Raw genomic sequence first — 23938 nt, 5'->3', positions numbered from 1 at the left:
AAAAGGAAGACTTTTTTTGAAATTTAAAAAGTCTTCCTTTTTTTTTTGATAAAAATAAATACTATGGATAATTTTTATGAAGTATTAGGTTTGTTAGCAGCTACATTAACAACAGCGTCATTTTTACCGCAAGTATACAAAACATGGAAAACAAAATCTACAGAAGGATTATCATTAGTAATGTATTCTGTGTTTTTTATAGGTATTGTACTGTGGTTAATCTATGGAATCCATTTAAAAAGTACACCTATGATTTTAGCGAATAGTATAACAGCTGTATCTTCATTATTTTTGGTAATAATGAAGCTTAAATATAAATAATCTAAAGGAATTTTAAAAGTTTATAAAAAAACAGAATGAATAAGATAGCATTAAAAAGTTCTTGGCTTTTTTTATTAATTCCTTTAGGAATTATATTTTTTGTAGTTGTACCTGAGTTAGAAAAAAAATACGATAGGTATAATAATAATCAAATAACGCTTCAAAAAGACATTTACAGGTTAGATTCTTTAAGACAAGAAAAAAAACTAAGTTCAAAAGGGAAGCATTTACTTAAAAAATTAGAAATAACTGTGCCTGTTCATAAAAAGGTTTACGGTAACGAGCAATTTCTGTTTTATAAAACAGGAGGAATGTTACTTGTTTTAGCATTTATGGGAATTGGTATGGTGTTAACAAGTTATATCTCTAATAGAAAGAAAACATCTCCTAAAAACAAACAAATAGATTTTGTTTTTGAAGACCCAACAAATGATGTAATTGGCCAACAAATATCGTGGGATGCTTTAGAAAACTCTGCTAGTAATTTTGCGAGTGAAGTATATAAAAAAACAGCACAAGGTTATAAAATAACATCTAGTTCGTTTACAAAAATATTTGCTTGGAGTTTTTTCTTGATAGGATTAAATTATGTTGTGATTTCATTTTATGAGTATTATCATATTTACGATATTCCACTTACTTTTATGAAAGGCGGAAAATTGTTTTTTACTTCTGGAGGCCCTTTTTTATTAATTGGGTTAGTATTGTTGTTCATGTTTTCACCAAAAGTATTTATACATACTCGAAAAAGAAAAATTATTATTGGAGGCGAAATTTTACAATTTCAACAAGTATATGCATTACAAGTATTGCAAAAATTTTCATCCGGAAGTGGTTCGTCCGGAGGTTACTTTTCATACGAGTTAAATTTAATAACAAATAAAGGTATTAGATATAACTTATTAAATCATGGAGATAAAATGTATATTTTAAGTGATATGATGAAAATTAGTAAGCTTTTAAAGGTGCCAGTTTGGAATAATGGAGTTATGTAATATTGTTTACATAAACTTTTAGTAATTTACATCCAAAATAAAAAGGTGTTGGTGAATTTTTTATCTTGTACAAAGCATACTTTGAATGTTAAATATTTTTATGCAGTTAATGATATACCAAATAAAGTTTGGCAAGAATTAAATTGCACAGAAAATTTATATTATAATCCTAAATATTTAGCAGCATTACAGCAAACACACCCCAAGATACAATTCGCTTATATTGTTCTATTTAAAGAGACTAAAGCGGTAGCAATTGCTACAGTTCAAATAGTAGATTTTTATTTAGATAGTGTTCAAAACAACATGCAATCTATTGTAGAATGGATAAAATGTGTTGGAAGAAAATTAAGAATTTTATCGCCAGAAAAACCTTTTAAAATACTTACCTGTGGCAATACTTTTGTAAGTGGAGAACACGGCGTTTTTATAAAAGATGATCAGAATAAAAATGAGATAATTTTAAAAATTGCTAAGGCGATTATTGACTTTACTAAACTAAAACCTCAGAATAAAGTCGATTTTTTTATGCTAAAAGATTTTGAAAAGGAATCATTGTTTATTACTGATGAACTGCATGATGAAGGTTATAATTCATTTAATGTAGAACCTAATATGGTTTTAAGGTTAGAGCATGTTTGGATAGGTTTTAATGATTATTTATCTGCATTAAAAACAAAATTTAGAGTAAAAGCAAAAAAAGCTTTAAAGTTAAGTGAGGCTTTAAAAACTGAGGATATTACAGCAGAAAGACTTAAAGATTTATTGCCAGAAATGAAAACGTTATATAAAACGGTTGCTACTAAATCAAGCTTTAATTTAGGAGATTTTAATATCAATACTTATAAAGTATTAAAAGATGATTTAGGAGCTGCTTATTTTTTAAGGGCCTATTGGTTAGAGGATAAACTAGTAGGGTTTTCATCAGGTGTTTTTAACAAAAACTCATTAGACGCACATTTTGTAGGGATAGATTATGCTCTTAATAAAGAATACGCTATATATCAGCGTATGCTCTATGATTATATTTTAATAGGAATCCAAAAAAAAGTAACTATGATAAACTTTGGAAGAACAGCCAGTGAAATAAAAAGTTCGGTAGGTGCTGTTCCGCAAGATTTAACTATTTATTTGCGACATAAAAAAACAATAACAAATCGTATTTTAAGTTTGTTTTTAAAACGAATTCAACCTTCTGAATTTAAAGAAAAGCACCCGTTTAAAATAAAGAATTAATAGCATAAGCTAATTTATAAAATGAAGAATACTCAACAATTATTAGATATACTAACCTTGGAGGTAGTTGGAAACAATAATTTTAACGGAATTAGTAGAGATATTGGAAGCCCAAATGTTTTTGGAGGACAAGTTTTAGCACAATCGTTAAATGCAGCTTATAGAACCGTTAAAGAAAGTCGTGTTTTACACTCACTACATTCATATTTTTTAGAGGCAGGAAATTTAGAAGTTCCAATAACTTATAATGTGCAAATTATTCGTGATGGTGGTAGCTTTTCTACTCGTCGTGTTACAGCGCATCAAAACGATAAAACAATTTTTATATTAGCATGTTCTTTTCATAAAAAAGAAGAAGGGCATGAGCATCAAATGTCTATTAAAAAAGACTTAAAGCAACCTGAAGAGTTATTAAGTTGGACAGATATGTTACATCAATTTGGGGGGTTTTTGCCTAAAAAATTAAAAAGTTTTTTAAGTATTGAAAGACCGATAGATTTTAAACCTGTACACATTGTAAATCCACTTGATATAAAGGATTTGCCACCTGTAGTTGATGTTTGGTTTAAGTTAAAAGGAAATTCAGAAGGATTGTCTTTAGCTTTAAAGCAACAAATTTTAACCTATATTTCTGATTATAATATTTTAACGGCTTGCTTAAACCCGAATGCTAGTGTAGCTAATTTTGGGAATACACAAATGGCAAGTTTAGATCATTCTATGTGGTTTTACCGCGATTTTGATTTTGATGATTGGTTATTGTTTTCAATTGAAAGCCCCAACACTTTTGGGGCTCGTGGTTTTGCTTGTGGTAATATTTATACAAGGCAAGGTGTTTTAGTAGCTTCAGTAGCACAAGAAGGTTTAATACGACCAATGAAAAAGTAAAACGAAAGTTTAGTTAATAAAAAAACCGAGTGAAATCTTCACTCGGTTTTTTTATTATTTTAAGTAAAAATTATACATTTTTACTACTTATATGAAATTCTTCATAGGTTTCCAATAAACTCATAAGAGCAGCGACTAAGTCCTGTGTTTCAATTAAAACACTAAAGTATAAAGTGGTGTTTTTAGGACTTGTTTCATCTGTTCTAATACGAGCTACTTGTTTTTCGATAGATGCTGCAACATCTTTTAACAATTCTTTCTTTTCGTTAATAATAGTTGTTAAATTATCGAAACTTCTGTTTTCAAAAGTAGCACTAATATCATCTAATAATTTAGAAAGGGTGTTGTCAATTTCTTTTAAGTCTTTTAATTGACCTTTCTTTAGATTTTTGTGATTATTATTTACATGTTTAAAACTTGCTCTAGAGATATAACTAATAGATTGTGCAACATCTTGTAGGTATCCTAATACTAAGATATAGAATCTACTTGCTTGGACAGATGTGTCATCTAAAGATTTAATAAAGTAGAATACTCCATCTTTTAATTCGTCAATTTCATCATTTAACTTAGCAACATGCTTATCAGTTTTACGCAATTTATTTAAATCATGGTTTGCTAAGTCGTTAACAACGCTAGTGTATAGTTTATTTACACGAGCCGCAACTTCAGCAATATGATCAGCACTTTCTTCAATCACTCCGTTAATTGTAATTAATTCAGCTCTTTCAAAATGCATTTGTTTTTTTACTTCTTTCGATTTTTTTCTGTGCTTTAATGTATTTCTACCTATTAAAAGTGCTACTACTAATAATAAAATAGGAATCATTACCATGTTAAAGCTAATTAAGTAGGCTACAAGGGCAGCAGCTAAAAATGCAGTTAATGCAGTTAAAAACCATCCGCCGATAACATTAATTACTCCTGCAACTCTATAAACGGCACTTTCACGTCCCCAAGCTCTATCAGCCAAAGAAGTACCCATAGCAACCATAAAGGTTACATACGTTGTAGATAATGGTAGTTTCATAGAGGTTGCTATTGATATTAAAATACCTGCAACAACTAAATTAACAGCAGCTCTTACTAAATCAAAGGCTGGCATTTCAAAAGTTTTATCTTTTGGTAATTCAATTACAGGTCTTTGAAATTTAGTGTCAACAAAAGCAAGTGTTTTCGCAGGAAATATTTTAGAAATACCTGTGTTAATACCCATTGCAATTCTTACAACTATTCTAGATAATGGGTTTGGTTGAAATTTTTCGTGCCCTTCACCTTGTCTAGATAAATCAATACCAGTTTTAATTACATTTTGAGCCTTACTAGAAGTCCATAATGTAACTACCATAATAGCACCTGCAAATAATAATAAATAAACATTTGAAGGTACTTTTTTAGCTAATATTCCCATTGAAAAAGCGTCGGCGGCTACGCCAGAAACTTCCCATGCTTGAAATGAGTTCCAAGCAGCAATTGGTACACCAACAAAGTTTACTAAATCATTACCAGAAAAAGCCATTGCTAAAGAGAATGTACCTACTCCGATAATTAATTTTAAAACGTTTACTTTAAAGAAGCTAATTAATGCTTGAGAAATTAAACTCCAAACCATAAAACTTCCAGCAATAATTAATAGTGTGTTTCCTTCTATTAAATGCTTTATATCTTTGTAAAAAGGGGTTCCTTTCATTCCTTTTATAATAATAAAGTAAGTTATAGCAGTAATTGCAAAACCTCCAAATAAAGCGTTTATATAGTTTGCTCTTTTTTCAAAATTGAAAGAGTATATTAGTCTAGATATAAACTGAACAATAGCACCAACAGAAAAGGCAACAACAACAGATAGTAGTATACCGTTAATAATTTCGATTGCTTTTTTATGGTTGATATAATTCCATATATCTGAGATTGTTTGAGAGTCACTTGATGAGATTTTTATTAGTGAAATACAAACTGCTGCTCCTAATAATTCAAATACAATAGATACTGTTGTTGAGGTTGGCATACCTAATGAATTAAAGATATCTAATAATAAAATATCAGTAATCATTACTGCCATAAATATGAACATGATGTCTTGAAACATGAACATATTTGGATTAAAAATCCCCTTACGTGCTACTTCCATCATTCCGCTAGAGGTAATCGCTCCAAAGAATACACCTACACTAGCAATTATCATGATGTTCCTCACCTTAATGGCTTTAGAACCGATTGCTGAATTTAAAAAGTTAACAGCATCATTACTAACTCCTACGACTAAGTCAACGACAGCTAAAATAGCTAAGGCGACAAGCATTAAAATATATGGATCTCCCATTTTTTATTTTTGTTTTTTTTGCAAATTTACAAACACTATGTTAGTGCTTATGTTAGGTTTATGTTATCTTTTTTAAAAGTGGATGTCAAGTTGTAAGCGGCACATTAACTCATTTGTGCCAAGGCCTAAATCTAAATAACTAGCATCAGCTTGCACTTTTAATTTATGACCAACAATGTATTTAGATACCCCTAAAGTATATTGATTTTCAGCACCTTTACCAGTTATTTTTTTATCTAAGCTAATGTTTGTATAACGTCCAGAAACTTCCCAGTTTTTACCTAACAAGTATCCGGTTTGTAGGTTTAATCCACTACCAACCTGAACGATACTAGCGATAGAATCATCAGAATTTACTGCAAAAGGATTTTTGGCGTCTCTATAAGCATATTCACCCATAAAAGAAAAGCCTTTGTATTTAAACATTGCATCAACAAAAAGGGTAGTAATATTTGTTTTGTGCATCTCACCTGTATCTAGTACCATATACGATCCTTGGTTACCTTTTGTTTTAACAGCATTGTTGTTAAAATCATAACTAGTACCAATAGCTAACTTTGGAGTTTTTTCCTTTTTCAAATCTCCACCTTTATAATCGCCCTTGCTAGTAAAATTACCAAAAGGTAAAACCTCAATACGAGCAGTATACTCATGTCCTCCAAGGTTTCCTGTAGTTACATTTCTACCTTCTCCTTGTGCGATGGATAAAACTTCACGCACAATAAAGTCATCTGATAAGTTAAAATGATGTCTTAATTGCAAGCCCATATCTCTATCAATATTGAATCGTTTGTTTAATAAAGAACGATCTACCATTTGAAGATTTGCAGAAGATACCACACGTTCTCTATTTCCTGGTAGTTTAGTTTGTCCTACCCACAGCTCAAAATTTTCGTAAAAATTCCACATGATAACTGCATCTAAAATATATCTAGGAGCGTTGTTTGTAAATTCTGAAGCTCCGCCAATATCTCTGTTAGATAAGCCAAGTTCTAATTTGTATTTTAATTTAGGAGAGTAAGCAAAACCTTTAAACTTTAATCGAGCTCTTCTTACTAGAAATGAAGAAGACGGGTTTGAAAGTCCATCTGCATGAGAATCCCATTTGGCGATGGTTAAAAATTGCATTCTTGCTCCGATATTCATCGACCAAGTACTATCTTTACCTATTAAATTGAATAGTCCTTTTCCGAATTTAGGAGTGTTTTTTTGCTGCGCATATATACAAGATATCGCAAACATACTTACAATTGTAAGTGCTGTTTTAAGCTTCATTAGTGATGTTTATTAGTTTTTGTCGCTGCAAATAACTAACACTAATGTTAACTTATTGTTAACAGGATATTAAATTAAAAAAACTGCCTCGGCCAAAGGCAGTTAGCCTAATAAAATAGTCGACAAAAACTAATATTTATCTAATGGCTTTGTTTCTTATAAGAAGAGTGTCAAAAGTATTTCTTTTCTTTTATCTTAATGTTAATAGTAATTTAATAAACGGTTATTTAAACCTAAATATATTGAGTTACTGACGCGGGGCCCTCTAAAATGGTTCTTGTAATTTGCATTGTTCCATTTTTATTAGTGGCAAGATGCCATTTGATAAGCGTAATTTTATTGTTCTCTATTTCAAGACCAGTTATACATCGAGGGTGAACACAACTACCGTCATTAAAATGAGGTAATTCGTTTTGAGACGGAAACCTAGGGCGGTGTGTATGACCAGTAATTGTCATTTGATTATTGTTGTTTTTAATCCATTTTTCAATACGGCTTTCAACTTTTATAAGTTCTTTAAAGTTTTGAGCAGGACTTGTAGGATCATTTATACCAATAAGTTGTAATGGTCGCCATAATATTTTAACTAAAAAGCGGCTTAATTTCCAAAAATTATAGTTAAACCAATCTGCTTGATGACCGTGCATTAAAAAAATTGATTTTTTATCTTCTTGTTCTAGTCGAATGGCTTCAGAAAAAGAAATGTTTATCATTAATTCTTTTTCTTTTCCATCAATAACATCATAATAGTAATTTAAGTTTTTCCTTACATTTTTAGGATTTCTATAGTCCATATCATGATTTCCCCATATTAAATGCAAGCGATTTTTATCGTGAAACTTTTTTAAAAGAAGATACACATGTTTATTGGCATTAAAGATATTCACAAACTTATTTTCCCATAGTTCATCACCATCTCCTAATTCAATATAAGTAAAGTCTTTTTGTAAGTATTGCGATAATGCATAATGAAATATTTTACGATTGTGAGAAAAATCATCAGCAAAGCTATTATCACCTCTATGACAATCTGAAAATAAAATATATTTTGATTGGCTATTTAAAGGTATTTTTTTTGCTTGTTTAAAAGCACGACTAATTCTATGATTTGAAGACATCAATATTATTTATAAGATAAATATGCGTAAAAAAAACGAGTTTATAAAACAGAGTTTTTAAATATAATTTATTATCTATTACCTATGGAAGAAAAATCATCGATGTTTTTTACTTCCCATTCTGAATTAGTAGTGTTTGTTCCTGAACTTGTGTTCCAGTCGATATTTCCTTTAATAATGGATGTTTTTCTAATTAAAGTATGATTTTTAGTAGCTTCTGACATTCCAGCAACTTCCCATCCAGTTCCTGGATCTTCACCTATTTTACCAATCACATCAATTACGACATTGTTTTTTAACAGTGCTATGGCATCATCACCATTAAAATAAATTACGCCTGATGCCACATTACCTTGATTTTTAATGTAATCATTTGCAATTGCACTATATACAACCAATGTTTGGCCGTTTATTAAGGTTGTGTTAGTAAGTGTACTAAAATCTAAACTTCTGGTGGCACTATCAGAGCCATTACCGTATAATTCTATTTTATATGTAGATAAATCAACTGTGTTTCCTGTGTCGTTATAAATTTCGAGGTATTTATTGTTGCTTGAACCTTCTACATATTCAGAGAAAAATAAATCGTTACCTGAACCATCTCCGGTAGCTGTACAATCATAAGTTTGGGTAAAGTTAATGTCAGATTCACCTCTAATATATAATTGAACGATATTGTTTCGAGTTATAATTCCTGTAATGGTTCCTTTTTTGTTACTAACTTGATTGTTTGCGAATACAGCTCCTGAGTTGACAGAAAGTATTTTTAACTCATTATTACAATCGGATGTTAAAGTGTTTTCACCGGCATAGTTTTTTGTAATGTTTTTAAATTGTATATCTTCAATTTGTACTAATTTACTTTCATTATTTCCTGATAATGCTTCGGTAAAAGTGATGATTTCAGGAGTCGGTAGCGTGCCGTTTACTGTATTTAATATATTCGAAGTAGTTAGATTTAACTGCAACAATCCATTGTTTTTAGTAAGTTTTAAGCCATTAACAGCAATTGTTATTTCATCTCCTAAATTTAAATTGTGCGTATCGTTAAAGTTTAAAAATATTCCTGCAGATGAATCTTGAACAAAAGCATTTTTGTTTGAGATATTTTTTTTAGAAAGATCAGAAGTAACAATTACTTTTACCTTTAAATTATTGGTAATAGTTGTTTCGCTACCTGTAAAAAGTGTTTTAATATCGTCCAATAAAACTTCAGTGGCGTTATTGTAGCAACCATAGTTTTGGGTAAGTTGTACATCGTTTGTATCTCTTATAAATAACTGGTATTCTAAATCCAATTTATTTAAAACAGCAGTGATACTTCCTTTTTTATCAGGAATAAGAAATGTTTTAAAATCGGCAAAACCACTAGTAGTTAATGTTATTGATGTAAAAGAATCACAATTCATAAAAATTCTATCAACAGTATCGGTATTCGAAGCGTTTGCATAAGTTAATCCTTGTATTTCTGATTGTAGATTGTTAATATTTACTAAGGTGTTTATATTTGCATCTGTTATTTGTGCTGCTGTTAATTCGGTAGGGGTTATGGTTGCAATTTCTGAAGCTCTATCGATGTAATGTACATAATCATTAGTACCAATTCGATCAACACCATTTCTAAAAGTGTTTTCGATTCCTATTTGATAAGCGTCATTTTTTTTATTTAAAAACAATCCTTTTAAGTTGATAAATATTTTACGTCCAATAGCGTATCGGGCATTTAAGTTAAAATCATCAATTAATATTTCAAAACCTACGGATGGATTTTCTGGTGCATCCTGAATAATAATACTTTTATAAAAATTACCTGCTTTGTCATTAGAAATTACATACCCGAAAGTGGTAATACCTTCTTTAAATTCAACCAAACGTCCTTGGTATAGTTGTGCAATTTCTGATAATGATTTTATAGTTGTATATTCTTTATCATCGCCCAATGTAGGAATGGTAAAATTTCCATCTTCTACACAACTAGATAAAATGAACGAAATAAAAAATATTGTAACGAATTTAAAGGTGTTTATTGTTTTCATTTTTCAGCATTTTTTTAAAATCTATAATTTATATTTACAAAATATGTAGTGCCTCGTCCGTACCAATATTTACTACCAAAATTGGGTGCTCCGTTTATATTATCATTACTTTCTAATTTGTAATTTGAGGTTCTTCCTTGTTCGTAACCTCCAGTTTTATATTCTTCATTTAGTAGATTAGTTATACTAGCAAAAAAACCAATGTATTTGCTATTGCCAATTCGCCAAGTTTTTCCGCCGATAGCATTTAGGGTAACATAACTATCAAACTTTTCTTGTGTTAATAGTTGCTTTGCTGTAATAGGATCGAAGTTTGGAAAAGGTTGCCCATCATCAGAAATAAAAGAAGTTGTTCTTTTTATTGGAGAAATATCTACATAAGCATTATCTAAATAATTTGCAGTTACCCCAATAAACCAGTATTCAGGATCGCGATATTCAAAGCCAAAAGAATAAGCTGTTTGTGGTCCAGATGCTACTTTATAATTTTTAAGATTTGTTTGTCCGTAATCTTTAATTCCTCTTTTATCAAAACCTGCTAAATTAGAAGCGCTACTAATTTCTGAAGTTAGAATAATATTAGGGTTATTATTGTAAGTATATTGACCAATATTAGCCGCAGCTTTTAGTTTAAATGTGGATAATACTTGTGCTTCGAAACCAAACTCTACACCAAAATGTTGCTTGTTAATTCCTGTTACAATTTCTTGTATAAATAAAGCTTCGCTACCAGTAAAGTAAAAAGCGATATCTGTAGCATCTTTTATAGCGGTGTAAAATCCTGTTATTTTTGATGTTATAAACAGTGATCTTAAAATATAGCTAGCATCAAAAGCAGTAATTTTTTCATTACCTAAAGTACTTATGTCATCAATAGTTAGGTTGTTGTATCTAGCGTTAGCAAAAGAATTTCTTATAGACGGAACTTTACTAATATAACCTGCATTAAAGTCTAGTAAGTGTCGCCCAGTAAATTTATAAGTAAGTCCACCTTTTATGCCGTAGCCAAAAGAAGATAATTTTTTTGATTTTCCGTAAGAGTTAGGAATCTCAGCGTTTTTGGTGTTACCAGGATAAATACCGTTTTTATATAAGCCTTCTCGTTGATATGTGGTGTTGTTTACTGAAACAGCCGTGTAAAAATCTACTTTGTTATATTTAAATTGTAACTGTGAAAAACCACTATAAACAGTTGAGGTTAATTTGTAATTATACTTAAAACGATCTCCTTCTCTTACAATTCGATTAGGGTTTAATAAATCATTTTGATAATTATCTTCAAGTGGATCACCAAATTTATTAATATCTACATAGCCTGTGGCTCCAAATAAATCTAAAACAGTTGCAAAATTTTCTGAATCTAATTTACTGTATCTCAATCCGCTGTTAAGTGTGGTGTTTTCTGATAATTGAGTGTTTAAAAGAGTATTTATTGTTAATTTTTTATTGTCGTTACGATCTTCATATAAGGCAAATAACGCGTCATCCTTTCTATCTTGATTGCTTATATATAAATCACGCCAATTTAATTGTCCATCATTCTTAAAATTTATCAATGCTTTATAAGCATTTTCATGATCGGCGCCATAGGAATCATTTAAAAAATAGTTAGGTAGTTTTCGGTAATAAGTTGGGTCAGGATCACCACCTCCATTAAAATCAATACGACTATTACCTGTTTCGCCAAACTGATAAGCAATACCCGTGTTTAGTGTAGTTTTATCGTTAATATTCCAAAAATGATGCAACATAATAATAGGTTCGTGAATTCTTTTTATTCTCGAATTTCTGATTTTCCCGTTCTGATATCCCCAGTAGGGATTGTATTTTATGCCTTTAATATCGTAAACTTGTTGTGTGTTAGCGGCAGATTTTCCTCTACTGTTTTGTGCTTGAATGGCGGTTAAATTTATACTATGTTTTTTGTTAAGTTGTTTTTCTATAGAGAGAAATATCGAAAAAGCGTTGTAATTGGTGCCTTCTGTAAAACCTTCATCTGCATATCTTTTACTTCCTGATGCCGCAAACGACCATCCTTTTTTTGTGCTTCCTGAAGCGTATGTTGCCATTAGACGATGTGAATAACTTCTGTTAGAAGAAGCATACGAAACACTTATTCCTTTTTTATACTCAGAAGCGCGAGTATTTATATTGGTGCTACCCAAAACACCTCCAAAAGTATAGTTAGATGGAGTTAAGCCATTACTAAATTCTTGATTTCTTAATACGGTGTTTAATCCGCCCCAATTACTCCACTGCGGACGGCCATCGTATAGTTTATTCATCTCAATTCCGTTAATTAATACTTTGGCATTATCTGAATCTAAACCTTTAACTCTGTAAAAAGAAGAACTCCATTCAAAAGCAGTAGTACGCAAATAAGTATCCATTGAAGATTGTAGCAGTCCTGAAATATTATCAGCTGTACTTGAGTCGTCATTAAGTTCATCGTCTGTAATTATAATGGTACTAAGGTCTTGTTCTTCTATGATGTTTTTATGCATTAAAATGATGCCTAAATCAATGATTTTATCAGATGCAAGAATGGGGAAATTTTGTGTTTGATATCCTTTTAAGGTAACGCTTAAAATGTGTTTCCCTTCAGGCAAATGGTTTAATTCAAAAAAGCCAAAAACATTTGTTGCATTTTTAATTTTCGTGTTTTTTATACTTATAAAAACTTTTTGCAAGGGTTTTTCTGAATCGCGGTCAATTACTTTTCCTATTACACTATTTTGAGCATTTAAAATAGGTGAATACGAAAGTATTGATAACAATACTATTGTAATCTTTTTCATAGATGCTTGTTTAATTATATTAATTAATCGCGCTAATTTTTATTTAAAGATACATTTTTTTAAGATAAAACAAACTTATATATTATTGTTATTCAGTTTTTTATGGTTTTTAGCTAAACAAATACTGAAAAAAATAAAATTTAATTCAGGATTTGTTTACAGATTAGTAATTGTTGGTATTATATTTTAATTATTTTATTTTTCTTAAATAACCAATAAGCAAATAACCAGATGAAAAAAGTAAAAGCAATAGCAAAAAGTAAACTACCTAATTTATTGCCAAAAATTGGTTGGAAAATAACATTATATAAATATGCATATAAATTGGTGTTTTTAAATACTATAACGCTAGCAAATATTTTTATAAAAAGGATTGATAAAATATAACTGATTAAAGGATTTATACCAAAAACGTTGAATGTAAAAGTCCAACGAGTAATTTTTTTATAATCAATAATATAAATTAATAGCACCCATATAAACAATAAAATACTTGAGGTGTATAAAACATACGAACCTGTCCAGAGCGATTTGTTAATCGGGTAAAAAATGTTCCATATAATAGCTAAAACTAGCATTGCTGTTGCAGTTAATAAAAGTTGTTTAATTTTTTGTAAAGAATTTTTCTTGTTAGATAAAGCAAGTGATGTTATAAAATATCCGAGTAAAATTTGTGCAATACTTGATAATGTGCCTAATAAACCTTCAGGGTCAAAAGGTATTCCGTATCCTTTATAAAGGTGCGCTTCGCCAAAGATCATAATGTCTAATTGCCTGCCAATGTTACCCGCTAAAGTTAAATAGTTATCTGCATCTCCATAAAAAAACAGTATTCCCCAATGCGCTAACATTAATGAGATACAGGCTATTAAAATTGCGTTAGTTTTTTTTAATAAAAGGATAAGTAATCCTGCAAAAAAGAAAGCCAAAGCTATTCTTTGTAGCACACCAAAAAATCTTAAATCTGTAAAAGAAGTGTTGTAAAAAGGAAACCAATTAAGCAGTAAGCCAATTAAAAATATTAAAAAAGCCCTTTTAGTTATTTTTTTAGCAACTGTTGCATGGGGTAGTTTAAACATCTTTTTAAAAGATATAAATAACGACATTCCAATAACAAAAAGGAAGGAAGGAAAAACAAGATCAGCAGGAGTACATCCATTCCATTTAGCGTGTAATAAAGGTTTATAAACATGACTCCATGATCCAGGAGTGTTTACAATTATCATAAAAAAGATAGTTAAACCTCTTAAAATATCTATTGATAGTAATCTACTTTTCACGTATCTAGTTTTTTTAAAAGTAAATAACCTGCTTGATTTTTAAAAAGAAAAATTAAGAAACTTTTTTCGTAGAAATAGTATTTTTTTGGGAATTGTAACCATTCTCTTTTTTTTATAGTATTTTTAAGAAAAATTTTAAAAATGATTAAAAGAATAGTTTGTATCGTTTTAGTATTTATAGCGTCGTTTTCTTATGCGCAACAAACCAATAAAAGCTATAAAATAAGAACTATTGGATTTTATAATCTTGAAAACCTTTTTGATACAGTTAATGATGTTGAAAAAAATGATGAAGCGAGTCCGATAATGCATATTCAGCATGGTCGCGAAGAAATTTATAAAGATAAGATTGATAAGTTAAGTAAGGTTATATCACAATTAGGTGCAGAAAAAACAAATACAAGTCCTGCTATTCTGGGCGTTGCTGAGGTAGAAAACAAAAAAGTATTAGAAGATTTAGTGAGTTCAGATAAATTAAAATCAAAAGAATATAAAATTATTCATTTTGATTCTCCTGACAAACGAGGTATTGATGTTGCACTTTTATATCAAGAAAAATATTTTAAACCGATTCACTTTGAGGCTTTTAATCCGAATGTGTATAAAGAAAATAAAAAAGTGTATACCCGAGATATATTGTGGGTTTCTGGTTATTTAGATGATGAATTAATTCATGTAATCGTAAATCATTGGCCATCGCGTAGAGGAGGAGAAAAAAAGAGTAGGCCATTGCGTGAAAAAGCCGCATATAAAGTAACTCAAATTATAGAAAAAATTAAAGAGAATGACCCGAAACCAAAAGTATTTATTATTGGCGATTTTAATGACGACCCTATAAATTCAAGTTTAAAAACGGTTTTAAAAACGAAGGCAAAAAAGAAAGATGTTATAGAAGGGAGTCTTTATAATCCTTACGAAAATATGTTTCGACGCGGATTTAATACGTTAATGTATCGAGATAAAATTAATTTATTTGATCAAATAATTATTAGTGCTCCACTTTTAGATAGGGGAGAAAAAGATTTTTCATCTTTTAAAATGTTTAAGTCAGCAATTTTTAATAAACAATTTTTAACTGAAAAAAAAGGACGCTATAAAGGGTATCCTTTCAGAAGTTTTTCAAGCGGAAAATACACTGGCGGTTATAGCGATCATTACCCAGTTTACATGTATGTAATTAAAGAGAAATAACTTTAATTTTTACATAAATCGTTAAGGTAGTTATTCATTCGCATTTGAAATAAAGTACCTTTAAGTAAGTCATCTATCTGACTTAGTTCTATTATTGATACCGCCATGCTTACTTTATTTGAGGGTGTTTGTAATAAGATAGATTTACAATTATCACCTTTTACACAAGTGGCACAGTTTTTTTGGTTTTTAGAATCTAGTACCTTCTCTAAAAAAACTTCAATTTCATGTACGGTTAAATGAAAACCTGTGTCACGAAATATTAACTGAATTAAATTAGCACTTTTGTTTTTCCAATGAAATGCAATTCCTATTTCGTTGTCGTATATTTTTATAATTTCTTCCATAAATAATTTATTATGGAAACAAATATATAATTTATTTAGAATTAATCTAAATAAATTATTTTAAATCTTTTAAGACTAATTGAATTGAGGTGTTTCCTTGCCAAGTATTTTCATCTAAGGTATATACAATATCAAATTCATTTTGAATTGACGACATTTTATTACCTAAGTTAAAACCAATAGCATTATAAGTTCTTTTGTCTGAGCCGTAAATAATATTTAATTTCAAATGTGTTTTATCAGCTCCAACAGGTTTTCCGTAACCATTATCTCTAACCGATGAGGTGGTAAAGGTTGGTTTTAGGTTTTGTGGACCAAAAGGTGCCATTTGTTGTAATATTCTATAAAATTTAGGAGATATATCTTCTAAATCTAACTCGGAATCGATACTAATTTCTGGGGTTAATAAGTTTTTATCGATGGTTGTTGCAACTACTTCTTCAAATTTGTTTTTAAAATTTTCGTATTGTTCTGGTAATAGCGTTAAACCAGCAGCATATTTATGGCCGCCAAATTGCTCAATAAACTCACTACATTGCTCTAAAGCATTATACACATCAAACCCTTTTACAGAGCGTGCTGAAGCGGCTAATTTATCGCCACTTTTGGTAAAAACTAAAGTTGGACGATAATAGGTTTCTATTAAACGAGAAGCTACAATTCCGATAACCCCTTTATGCCAGTTTTCGTTATAAACAACTGAGGTAAATTTCTTAGTTTCATCATTGTTTTCAATTTGAAGTAAGGCTTCTTGTGTAATTTTTTTGTCGAGTTCTTTTCTATCAGAATTATATTTTTCTATGGATGCAGCAAAATCAATTGCAGTTTCAAAATCCATTTCGGTTAGTAATTCGACCGCATGGTTACCATGTTTCATTCTACCAGCGGCATTAATCCGCGGAGCGATAATAAAAACAACATCAGTAATGGTTAATTCTTTTTTATCTAATTGATGAATAATTGCTTTAATTCCGTTTCTGGGTTGCGAGTTAATTATTTGCAATCCCCAATAGGCTAAAGTTCTGTTTTCGCCAGTCATTGGTACAATATCTGCAGCAATTGCAGTGGCTACCAAATCTAAATAAGCTACTAAGTCATCAATCGTTTGATTTCTTTTGGATGCCAATGCTTGTATCAATTTAAAACCAACACCGCAACCACATAATTCATCATACGGGTAATAGCAATCTACTTGCTTCGGGTTTAAAATAGCGACGGCTTTCGGTACTTCTGTTCCGGGTTTATGGTGGTCGCAAATAATAAAATCGATGTTTTTATCAGATGCGTATGCAACTTTTTCAATGGCTTTTATACCGCAATCTAAAGCGATAATTAAAGAGAAATCGTTATCGTGTGCAAAATCAATACCCATATAAGAAACACCATAACCTTCGGCATATCTATCGGGAATATAAGTGGCAATATTTGGGTGAATTGTTTTTAAATAAGACGACATTAAAGAAACGGCAGTAGTTCCATCAACATCATAATCCCCAAAAACTAAAATATTTTCGTTGTTAGCAATTGCTTTTTCAATTCGCTGAACAGCAATAGCCATATCTTTCATTAAAAACGGATCGTGTAAATCGTTTAATGAAGGGCGAAAAAACTGTTTTGCTTTATCAAAACTATCAATATTACGTTGTACCAAAATTTTAGCTAGGGTTTTATTGATGGATAATTCTTTAGCTAGTTGAGTTACTTTTTTAGAATCGGGTTCTTGCTTTAAAGTCCAACGCATATTTTTAATTTAAAACGAAAGGATTAGTAAGTTAACCTTCAGTTGTTTATTATGTGTGATTCTGAAATAAATTTAGAATGACGTAAAAGTTATCAATTAATACGAATGTTTATTGATTATGAAAATGATTATTGATTTTTATTTCAGCAAATCGTCTAAACATTTCCATTACGCCACAATATTTATCAACCGATAATTGTACCGCTTTGTTAATTTTATCTTCGTTTAAATTGGTTCCGTAAAAATGATAATCAACAAAAACTTTATGATAGTATTTTGGATGCTCTTCTGTTAACTCTCCTGTAATTTCAATTTTAAAATCATCAACAGAGATACGCATTTTTTCTAATAACGGAATTACATCTACACCCGAGCATCCTGCTAAGGCAGATAACATCATGGCTTTTGGTCTTAATCCATCTCCTTTTCCTCCATTTTCCTCGCCTACATCTATAAAGGTTTTATGTCCACTAGGATTGTCGGTTTCAAATTGCATGTTTTCTTTCCAAACTGTTGTAACTGTGTGTGATGCCATAATCTAATTTTTTTTTTGTTTCTTGCGTAAGCGAATTTAATATAGTGTCGATAAAATTTATTGAACTTAAAGACAAACTTACAGTAAAAATAGTATTAATAAAATAGAATATATGCCATTAGTAACACCATTATCAGCAGAGCATGATAAAGAAACAAAAGAATTAGCTGAATTTTTTAACGAAACCCTTGGGTTTTGCCCGAATTCGGTTTTAACAATGCAGCGTCGTCCTGCCATTTCAAAAGCTTTTATCAATTTAAATAAAGCAGTAATGGCGAATGAGGGAAAAGTAACATCAGCCTTAAAAAGAATGATTGCTTGGGTGTCAAGTAATGCTACAGGTTGTAGGTATTGTCAAGCGCATGCTATTAGAGCTGCAGAGCGCTATGGAGCAGAACAGGAGCAGTTAGATAATATTTGGGAATATAAAACACACCCTGCTTTTTCGGATGCAGAGCGTGCTGCGTTAGATTTTTCATTAGCGGCATCGATGGTGCCAAATATGGTGGATGATAAGATAAAAACAGAATTGTATAAATATTGGGATGAAGGTGAAATTGTAGAGATGTTAGGAGTGATTTCTCTCTTCGGATATTTAAATAGATGGAATGATTCTATGGGGACATCAATTGAAGATGGAGCAGTAGAAAGTGGAAATCAATATTTAGGGAAACATGGCTGGGAAAAAGGAAAGCATGTTTAAAAATATAAACCAATAAAAAAAGCCGGTAAAATTTAATTTTACCGGCTTTTTTTATTGGTAACAGATATTATTTATTTTTAAGTAAATCTCTAATCTCTCCTAATAAGTCTTCCTGGCTAGGTCCTTTTGGGGCTTCAGGAGCTGGTTCTTCTTTTTTCTTTAAAGCGTTAACACCTTTTACAACCATAAACATTACAAATGCAACGATAATAAAATCGATAATATTAGTTAAAAACTCACCGTAAAGAATTGCGACTTCTCCTGTGATTTTACCAGTTTCATCGGCTACTCCTTGTTTTGCGATGTATTTTAGGTCTTTAAAATCAGCATTAAATAATAAACCAATTAAAGGTGAAACGATTCCGCCAGTAAAAGAGGTTACTACTTGTTTAAAAGCAGCACCCATAACAAAACCAACAGCTATGTCGACTAAGTTACCTTTCATTGCAAACTCTTTAAATTCTTTAAGCATTCCCATTATTTTTGTTTTTAATAGTTAATAGCGTTGAAAAATATAAAAAAATTAGCGTTTCACCAATCTTTTTACGCGTTGTGATATGGCTGTAAGTGTTTCATAAGGAATGGTTTCGCATTTATGAGCCATGTATTGTATGTGTTGTTGGTGGTTAAATATAATAACTTCATCACCTTCTTTACAATCAATTTTTGTAACATCTACCATGATCATATCCATGCAAACATTTCCTATAATAGGAGCAGGTTGATTGTTGATAAACACAAAACCTTCTTTGTTTCCTAGTTTACGTGAAATACCATCGGCATGCCCAATAGGAATTGTAGCACTACGTGTTGGTTTACTAGCAACAAATGCTCTATTGTATCCGACAGTTTCACCAGGTTGAATTAGGTGTATTTGTGAAATGATTGATTTTAAACTGTGGGTGTTTTTTAACTGAGCTGTTTCTTGTTCGTTGTTTCCAAAACCGTATAAACCAATTCCAATACGCACCATGTCAAACTGAGCTTGTGGATAATTTATAACGCCAGAAGTATTTAGAATATGAATCATAGGCTTGTAACCTAAATGCTCATAAATTTGTTTTATGATATAAGCAAAATTATTTATTTGACCGATGGTAAACTCTTGTTCGTTGGGGTCTTCACTGGCAGCTAAGTGCGAAAAGATAGAAGCAACTTTTATGTTGTTTGATTCTTTTAATTGAGCAATAAGAGCAGGTGTATCAGTATGCCAAAAACCTAACCTATTTAAACCAGTATTAAATTTGATGTGAACTGGGTAATTCATTAAGGTTTTTTCATCTGCTAGCTGTAAAAAAGCATCAAATATTTTAAAATTGTATAAATTAGGCTCTAATCGATGCTTTATAATTTCTGCTAAATTCTGTATTTGCGGATGTAAAACTAAAATAGGTGTTTTAATACCAGCTTCACGTAAAATAATACCTTCATTTGAGTAAGCCACTGCAAAATAATTAACTTTGTCTTGAAGTAATTTAGCAATTTCTACAGCTTCACTACCATAGCCAAAAGCTTTTACAACAGCTAATATTTTAGTTGAAGGGTTTAATTTTTGTTTAAAATAAGCAAGATTATGTGCTACAGATTTCGCATCAATTTCTAAAACAGTAACATGATTATTCATCAGATAATTTTTCTTTATATTGTTTTTGCATTGCTTTATAGTAAGCAGCTCTACTTAAGGGTTCGTACTCTTGGGTTTCGCCCAATAAAACCAAATCGTCATTTAAAGCTTTTCTGTGACTATAATGTGCTAAGTTTCCTGTGTGTGTACAAACGGCATGTACTTTTGTAACATATTCGGCTGTGGCCATTAATGCTGGCATAGGGCCAAAAGGATTTCCTTTAAAATCCATATCTAAACCAGCCACAATAACACGGATACCTCTGTTTGCTAAATCGTTACAAACAGCCACAATTTCATTGTCAAAAAATTGTGCTTCGTCAATGCCAACAACATCTACATTGTTAGCTAGTAAACGAATATTTGAAGATGCTGGTACCGGAGTCGATCTAATTCGGGTTGCATTATGTGATACGACCTCTTCATCATCATAACGAGTATCTACCGAAGGTTTAAATATTTCTACACGCTGTTTTGCAAACTGCGCACGTTTTAGTCTACGAATTAACTCTTCGGTTTTACCCGAAAACATTGAGCCACAAATTACCTCAATCCAACCAAATTGTTCTGTATGATTTACTGTATTTTCAAGAAACATTTTGTAATTTTAACCGCTAATTATTGATTTTTGTCTTACTTTCGAGTAAGCAACAAATTTATTAAAATTTAATAGCAAATTTTAAATTCAAACAACAACTTATGCACAAAAAACTAGCATCCGATTTAACCAGTATAGCACACAGTATTTTACAGATGAAAAATAAAGAAGATGTGTTTGTGTTGAAGCAGAAAGCACACGAAGTTTATGAAAAACTTTCGGTTTTAGCATACGTAGAAGAGTATATTAATAATACGCCTAATTCTTTAAAAACAAAAGAAGAACTATTGCAAAGTGTTTTGTTGGCTGAAGAAAATAAGTTTAAAGAAAATAAAGTTAAAGCTGTTATTGAAAAGGTAGAAGAAGTTTTTGAACCTAAGAAAGAAGATACGGCAGTTTTTATAAAAGATGAAAAAGATGATGTAACAGTTGATGTTATAGAAACGAAAGTTAAAGAAGAAGTAGTTGCAGAGGTAGAAGTAAAGGAAATTATAGAGCAACCTTTTGATGAGATAGAAAGTTTATTATTTAAAGAGGATGATACTGTTAAGGATGATGTAAAAGATGTTGGAGAAATAAAAACAGCAACTCTTGAAGATGAATTAGAAGGAACTATTTCGGTTGATGTGATGGCAGATTTATTTGAAAAAGTAGATGCTAAAAAATCATTAAATGATCATTTACAAAGCACAATTCAAATAGATTTAAATGATAGGATTGTTTTTGTAAAGCATTTGTTTGACGGTAGTCAAAGTGATTTTAATAGAGTAGTGTCTCAATTAAATACATTTAAAACAGAAAAAGAAGCGAAGAAGTTTATCAGTAAAATGATAAAGCCAGATTATGATTGGTCTGAAAAAGAAGTACATGAAGCACGACTATTTGAAATAATTGAAAGAAGGTTTTCGTAGATGAAATCAGATTTAATAGTTATACATACACATTTTCATAAAAGAAGAACGGGAGTTACGCGTAGTATTGAAAATACGCTTCCAGATTTAAAAAATATATGCGAAACCTATCTTTACGGTTATGGTATTGAAGGTGAAAAAATACCAACTTCAGTATTAAAAAAGTTATTATTTTCAAATAAAAAGGTCATTGTTCATTGCCATAGAAATAACGAAATTCTTAAAATTTTATGGTATCGTTTTTTAGGAGCCAAATTTAAAATTGTAGCAACAAGACATGCCGAAACAAGCCCCTCGGGCTTTACAAGGTTTTTATTAAAAAAATCAGATGCGGTTGTTACTTTAACAAAATCAATGCATAAAAATTTAGGGATAAAGAATACAAAAGTATCCCATGGAGTAAATACTTCGTTGTTTGCGCCTAAAAAAGGAGTTCAGTTAAAAAACATATCTCAAAAAAATATTATTCTTTGTGCTGGTAGAGTTCGAAAAGCAAAAGGACAAAAAGATTTGGTAGCAGCATTGGCTACTCAAATAAAAAACTTTACAGATTGGGCAATAGTAATTGTGGGTAAGGTTGATAAACCTGAGTTTTTAGAAGAGTTAAAACAAGTTGTGGCAGATAATAACATTGAAAAACAAGTTTATTTTATTGATGAGACTACAGATATTGTATCGTATTATCAGGTAGCTAAAATAGCAGTAATTCCATCATATACAGAAGGTTTTTCTTTAGTTTGTGCTGAAGCAATGTCATGTGAAACTACAACAATAGCAACAAAAAATGTGGGAGTACACTCTGAATTAATTACAGAAAATCAATCGGGGTATTTGTTTGAAGTAGGAAATAAAGAAGAACTAAAAGCTATACTTGTTAAAGTGATTAAAAATGAATTACCTGAGTTAGGAGTGGTTGCAAGAACTGAGATTTTAAAAAATTGGAGCGCAAAAAAAGAAGCTCAAGAATTGGTGGAACTGTATGAAAAGTTATAGGGTTAGAGTGTTTAAAGTTAATATTGCTATCGTTTTAATGCTTGCTTTAGTTAGTTGTAAATCTACGTACGATACACAAGTATTTAACGTTAAAAACACGCCGTTAAAACCAGACTATCAATTGGAGCGTTCATGGGCGGTATTACCTTCTAAATATCCTAAAAATTTTCAAGAATACGCGTCTAAACAAATAGATACTTTACAGGCGGATGTTTTTTTTATTTATCCTACTTTAAATACAAGTAAAAAAGATAATCGTTGGAATGTTCCTTTAAATGATGAGGTTCAAAATGATAAAGTACTCAATTCGTCAGTATTATATCAAGCCTCTGTCTTTGCAACTTCAGGTAGAGTATATGTACCTTTTTATAGGCAAGCACATTATCGATCTTTTGATAATAAATATAAAATAGGAGGAGATAAGGCATTAAATTTAGCTTACCAAGACGTAAAAAATGCTTTTGAAGTTTATTTAAAAAAATACAATAAAAACCGACCGATAATTATAGCAGGGCATAGTCAGGGGGCTTTGCATGCAATACAATTATTAAAGGATTTTTTTGATGAAAAGCCTTTGCAGAAAAAATTAATTGCAGCTTATATTCCTGGAATGAGAGTTGAAAAAGATGAATTTATATCAATAAAACCAATGATAACTCCCGATGAAAATGGGGGTTTTGTTTCATGGAACACCTTTAAAAAAGGGCATTTTCCGAAAAACAAAAAATGGTATAAAGGCGCTGTAACAAGTAATCCCATAACATGGAATAATGAGAAAACAACAATTCTAAATCAACACAAAGGATTTTTGTATAGTAATGGTAAAATGTATAAAAAAGCATTAGCAATTCAAATTACCGATGGTTTAGTTTGGGCAACAAACCCTAAATTTCCGTTACGTTTTTTTATGTCTTTTCTTAAAAATTATCATGTAGGTGACATCAATTTATTTTGGCAAGATATACGAGAAAATAGTTTACTAAGAGTTAAAAGTTGGAAAAGAAAGCAAGTTTTTAACCCTAAGTAAA

Annotated in this window: 21 protein-coding genes; 9 read left to right on the top strand and 12 right to left on the bottom strand. The window is 30.5% G+C overall.

The window, feature by feature from the left end:
- Positions 1–63: 63 nt before the first annotated feature.
- The 4 genes from Q4586_RS00645 to Q4586_RS00630 all read left to right on the top strand — a co-directional run bounded on the left by Q4586_RS00645 (position 64) and on the right by Q4586_RS00630 (position 3440).
- Entirely contained in the window at positions 64–321 is a 258-nt protein-coding gene (locus Q4586_RS00645) for a SemiSWEET family sugar transporter (protein ID WP_068701635.1), read from the top strand.
- A 35-nt stretch (positions 322–356) separates the two neighbouring features.
- Positions 357–1316: a hypothetical protein gene (locus Q4586_RS00640; RefSeq protein WP_303525394.1), complete on the top strand. Its 960-nt coding sequence runs from the start codon at positions 357–359 to the stop codon at positions 1314–1316.
- Positions 1317–1397: 81 nt separating this feature from the next.
- Positions 1398–2552: a GNAT family N-acetyltransferase gene (locus Q4586_RS00635; RefSeq protein ID WP_303525390.1), complete on the top strand. Its 1155-nt coding sequence runs from the start codon at positions 1398–1400 to the stop codon at positions 2550–2552.
- Between the two features lie 21 nt (positions 2553–2573).
- On the top strand, positions 2574–3440 hold the full coding sequence (locus tag Q4586_RS00630) for an acyl-CoA thioesterase (RefSeq protein WP_303525387.1): 867 nt from the start codon (positions 2574–2576) through the stop codon (positions 3438–3440).
- A 70-nt stretch (positions 3441–3510) separates the two neighbouring features.
- On the opposite strand, the gene Q4586_RS00625 is transcribed toward Q4586_RS00630, so the two are convergent.
- The 6 genes from Q4586_RS00625 to Q4586_RS00600 all read right to left on the bottom strand — a co-directional run bounded on the left by Q4586_RS00625 (position 3511) and on the right by Q4586_RS00600 (position 14267).
- Complete coding sequence (locus Q4586_RS00625) at positions 3511–5760, bottom strand: inorganic phosphate transporter (protein WP_068701628.1); 2250 nt, start codon at positions 5758–5760, stop codon at positions 3511–3513.
- 72 nt (positions 5761–5832) lie between these two features.
- Positions 5833–7035 carry a porin gene (locus tag Q4586_RS00620; RefSeq protein ID WP_303525382.1) on the bottom strand — a complete coding sequence of 401 codons (1203 nt, stop codon included), beginning with the start codon at positions 7033–7035 and terminating at the stop codon, positions 5833–5835.
- Between the two features lie 233 nt (positions 7036–7268).
- On the bottom strand, positions 7269–8153 hold the full coding sequence (locus Q4586_RS00615; RefSeq protein ID WP_303525381.1) for a metallophosphoesterase: 885 nt from the start codon (positions 8151–8153) through the stop codon (positions 7269–7271).
- Positions 8154–8224: 71 nt separating this feature from the next.
- A complete protein-coding gene (locus Q4586_RS00610; protein WP_303525379.1) occupies positions 8225–10189 on the bottom strand; it encodes a DUF5689 domain-containing protein in 1965 nt (654 codons plus the stop codon).
- Between the two features lie 14 nt (positions 10190–10203).
- Positions 10204–12987 (bottom strand): carboxypeptidase-like regulatory domain-containing protein, encoded by a 2784-nt coding sequence (locus Q4586_RS00605; RefSeq protein WP_303525377.1) that lies wholly within the window; start codon positions 12985–12987, stop codon positions 10204–10206.
- A gap of 179 nt (positions 12988–13166) precedes the next feature.
- Positions 13167–14267 (bottom strand): acyltransferase family protein, encoded by a 1101-nt coding sequence (locus Q4586_RS00600; RefSeq protein ID WP_303525374.1) that lies wholly within the window; start codon positions 14265–14267, stop codon positions 13167–13169.
- 144 nt (positions 14268–14411) lie between these two features.
- Between Q4586_RS00600 and Q4586_RS00595 the strand changes: the two genes are divergently transcribed.
- On the top strand, positions 14412–15458 hold the full coding sequence (locus Q4586_RS00595) for an endonuclease/exonuclease/phosphatase family protein (protein ID WP_068703867.1): 1047 nt from the start codon (positions 14412–14414) through the stop codon (positions 15456–15458).
- Between the two features lie 2 nt (positions 15459–15460).
- Here Q4586_RS00595 and Q4586_RS00590 read toward each other — a convergent pair whose 3' ends face one another.
- The 3 genes from Q4586_RS00590 to Q4586_RS00580 all read right to left on the bottom strand — a co-directional run bounded on the left by Q4586_RS00590 (position 15461) and on the right by Q4586_RS00580 (position 18081).
- Entirely contained in the window at positions 15461–15805 is a 345-nt protein-coding gene (locus tag Q4586_RS00590) for a hypothetical protein (protein WP_068701615.1), read from the bottom strand.
- Positions 15806–15860: 55 nt separating this feature from the next.
- The gene (gene recJ, locus Q4586_RS00585; protein WP_068701613.1) at positions 15861–17546 is read right to left on the bottom strand and encodes a single-stranded-DNA-specific exonuclease RecJ; all 1686 of its coding nucleotides are present in this window, start codon (positions 17544–17546) and stop codon (positions 15861–15863) included.
- A 109-nt stretch (positions 17547–17655) separates the two neighbouring features.
- A complete protein-coding gene (locus Q4586_RS00580) occupies positions 17656–18081 on the bottom strand; it encodes an OsmC family protein (RefSeq protein ID WP_068701611.1) in 426 nt (141 codons plus the stop codon).
- Between the two features lie 112 nt (positions 18082–18193).
- On the opposite strand from Q4586_RS00580, the gene Q4586_RS00575 reads away from it, so the two are divergent.
- A complete protein-coding gene (locus Q4586_RS00575; RefSeq protein ID WP_068701609.1) occupies positions 18194–18784 on the top strand; it encodes a carboxymuconolactone decarboxylase family protein in 591 nt (196 codons plus the stop codon).
- A 67-nt stretch (positions 18785–18851) separates the two neighbouring features.
- Here Q4586_RS00575 and mscL read toward each other — a convergent pair whose 3' ends face one another.
- Genes mscL through Q4586_RS00560 form a run of 3 tightly spaced genes read right to left on the bottom strand, consistent with a single transcriptional unit; the run spans position 18852 to position 21006 of the window.
- Complete coding sequence (gene mscL / locus Q4586_RS00570; protein ID WP_068701607.1) at positions 18852–19262, bottom strand: large-conductance mechanosensitive channel protein MscL; 411 nt, start codon at positions 19260–19262, stop codon at positions 18852–18854.
- Positions 19263–19307: 45 nt separating this feature from the next.
- Positions 19308–20408 carry an alanine racemase gene (gene alr, locus Q4586_RS00565; RefSeq protein ID WP_068701605.1) on the bottom strand — a complete coding sequence of 367 codons (1101 nt, stop codon included), beginning with the start codon at positions 20406–20408 and terminating at the stop codon, positions 19308–19310.
- A complete protein-coding gene (locus Q4586_RS00560; RefSeq protein WP_303525359.1) occupies positions 20401–21006 on the bottom strand; it encodes a thymidine kinase in 606 nt (201 codons plus the stop codon). Before Q4586_RS00560 ends, alr begins: the two co-directional genes overlap by 8 nt.
- 101 nt (positions 21007–21107) lie before the next feature.
- On the opposite strand from Q4586_RS00560, the gene Q4586_RS00555 reads away from it, so the two are divergent.
- Genes Q4586_RS00555 through Q4586_RS00545 form a run of 3 tightly spaced genes read left to right on the top strand, consistent with a single transcriptional unit; the run spans position 21108 to position 23937 of the window.
- Positions 21108–21917 (top strand): DUF8457 domain-containing protein, encoded by an 810-nt coding sequence (locus Q4586_RS00555; protein ID WP_303525356.1) that lies wholly within the window; start codon positions 21108–21110, stop codon positions 21915–21917.
- Positions 21918–22910 carry a glycosyltransferase family 4 protein gene (locus Q4586_RS00550; RefSeq protein WP_303525354.1) on the top strand — a complete coding sequence of 331 codons (993 nt, stop codon included), beginning with the start codon at positions 21918–21920 and terminating at the stop codon, positions 22908–22910.
- Positions 22897–23937 (top strand): DUF3089 domain-containing protein, encoded by a 1041-nt coding sequence (locus Q4586_RS00545; protein WP_303525351.1) that lies wholly within the window; start codon positions 22897–22899, stop codon positions 23935–23937. The genes Q4586_RS00550 and Q4586_RS00545 overlap by 14 nt, the downstream gene beginning before the upstream one ends.
- Position 23938 lies beyond the last annotated feature (1 nt).

Origin of the sequence: Tenacibaculum soleae, assembly GCF_030549005.1 — a bacterium.
In the GTDB taxonomy this organism is placed as follows: domain Bacteria; phylum Bacteroidota; class Bacteroidia; order Flavobacteriales; family Flavobacteriaceae; genus Polaribacter; species Polaribacter soleae.
This window is presented reverse-complemented; position numbering and strand designations above follow the sequence as displayed.

Excerpts from the sequence above, each read along its gene's own strand:
- Q4586_RS00645 (WP_068701635.1), top strand. The coding sequence starts at position 64 with ATGGATAATTTTTATGAAGTATTAGGTTTGTTAGCAGCTACATTAACA.
- Q4586_RS00640 (WP_303525394.1), top strand. The coding sequence starts at position 357 with ATGAATAAGATAGCATTAAAAAGTTCTTGGCTTTTTTTATTAATTCCT.
- Q4586_RS00630 (WP_303525387.1), top strand. The coding sequence starts at position 2,574 with ATGAAGAATACTCAACAATTATTAGATATACTAACCTTGGAGGTAGTT.
- Q4586_RS00625 (WP_068701628.1), bottom strand. The coding sequence starts at position 5,760 with ATGGGAGATCCATATATTTTAATGCTTGTCGCCTTAGCTATTTTAGCT.
- Q4586_RS00620 (WP_303525382.1), bottom strand. The coding sequence starts at position 7,035 with ATGAAGCTTAAAACAGCACTTACAATTGTAAGTATGTTTGCGATATCT.
- Q4586_RS00615 (WP_303525381.1), bottom strand. The coding sequence starts at position 8,153 with ATGTCTTCAAATCATAGAATTAGTCGTGCTTTTAAACAAGCAAAAAAA.
- Q4586_RS00610 (WP_303525379.1), bottom strand. The coding sequence starts at position 10,189 with ATGAAAACAATAAACACCTTTAAATTCGTTACAATATTTTTTATTTCG.
- Q4586_RS00605 (WP_303525377.1), bottom strand. The coding sequence starts at position 12,987 with ATGAAAAAGATTACAATAGTATTGTTATCAATACTTTCGTATTCACCT.
- Q4586_RS00590 (WP_068701615.1), bottom strand. The coding sequence starts at position 15,805 with ATGGAAGAAATTATAAAAATATACGACAACGAAATAGGAATTGCATTT.
- recJ (WP_068701613.1), bottom strand. The coding sequence starts at position 17,546 with ATGCGTTGGACTTTAAAGCAAGAACCCGATTCTAAAAAAGTAACTCAA.
- Q4586_RS00580 (WP_068701611.1), bottom strand. The coding sequence starts at position 18,081 with ATGGCATCACACACAGTTACAACAGTTTGGAAAGAAAACATGCAATTT.
- Q4586_RS00575 (WP_068701609.1), top strand. The coding sequence starts at position 18,194 with ATGCCATTAGTAACACCATTATCAGCAGAGCATGATAAAGAAACAAAA.
- mscL (WP_068701607.1), bottom strand. The coding sequence starts at position 19,262 with ATGGGAATGCTTAAAGAATTTAAAGAGTTTGCAATGAAAGGTAACTTA.
- alr (WP_068701605.1), bottom strand. The coding sequence starts at position 20,408 with ATGAATAATCATGTTACTGTTTTAGAAATTGATGCGAAATCTGTAGCA.
- Q4586_RS00560 (WP_303525359.1), bottom strand. The coding sequence starts at position 21,006 with ATGTTTCTTGAAAATACAGTAAATCATACAGAACAATTTGGTTGGATT.
- Q4586_RS00555 (WP_303525356.1), top strand. The coding sequence starts at position 21,108 with ATGCACAAAAAACTAGCATCCGATTTAACCAGTATAGCACACAGTATT.
- Q4586_RS00550 (WP_303525354.1), top strand. The coding sequence starts at position 21,918 with ATGAAATCAGATTTAATAGTTATACATACACATTTTCATAAAAGAAGA.
- Q4586_RS00545 (WP_303525351.1), top strand. The coding sequence starts at position 22,897 with ATGAAAAGTTATAGGGTTAGAGTGTTTAAAGTTAATATTGCTATCGTT.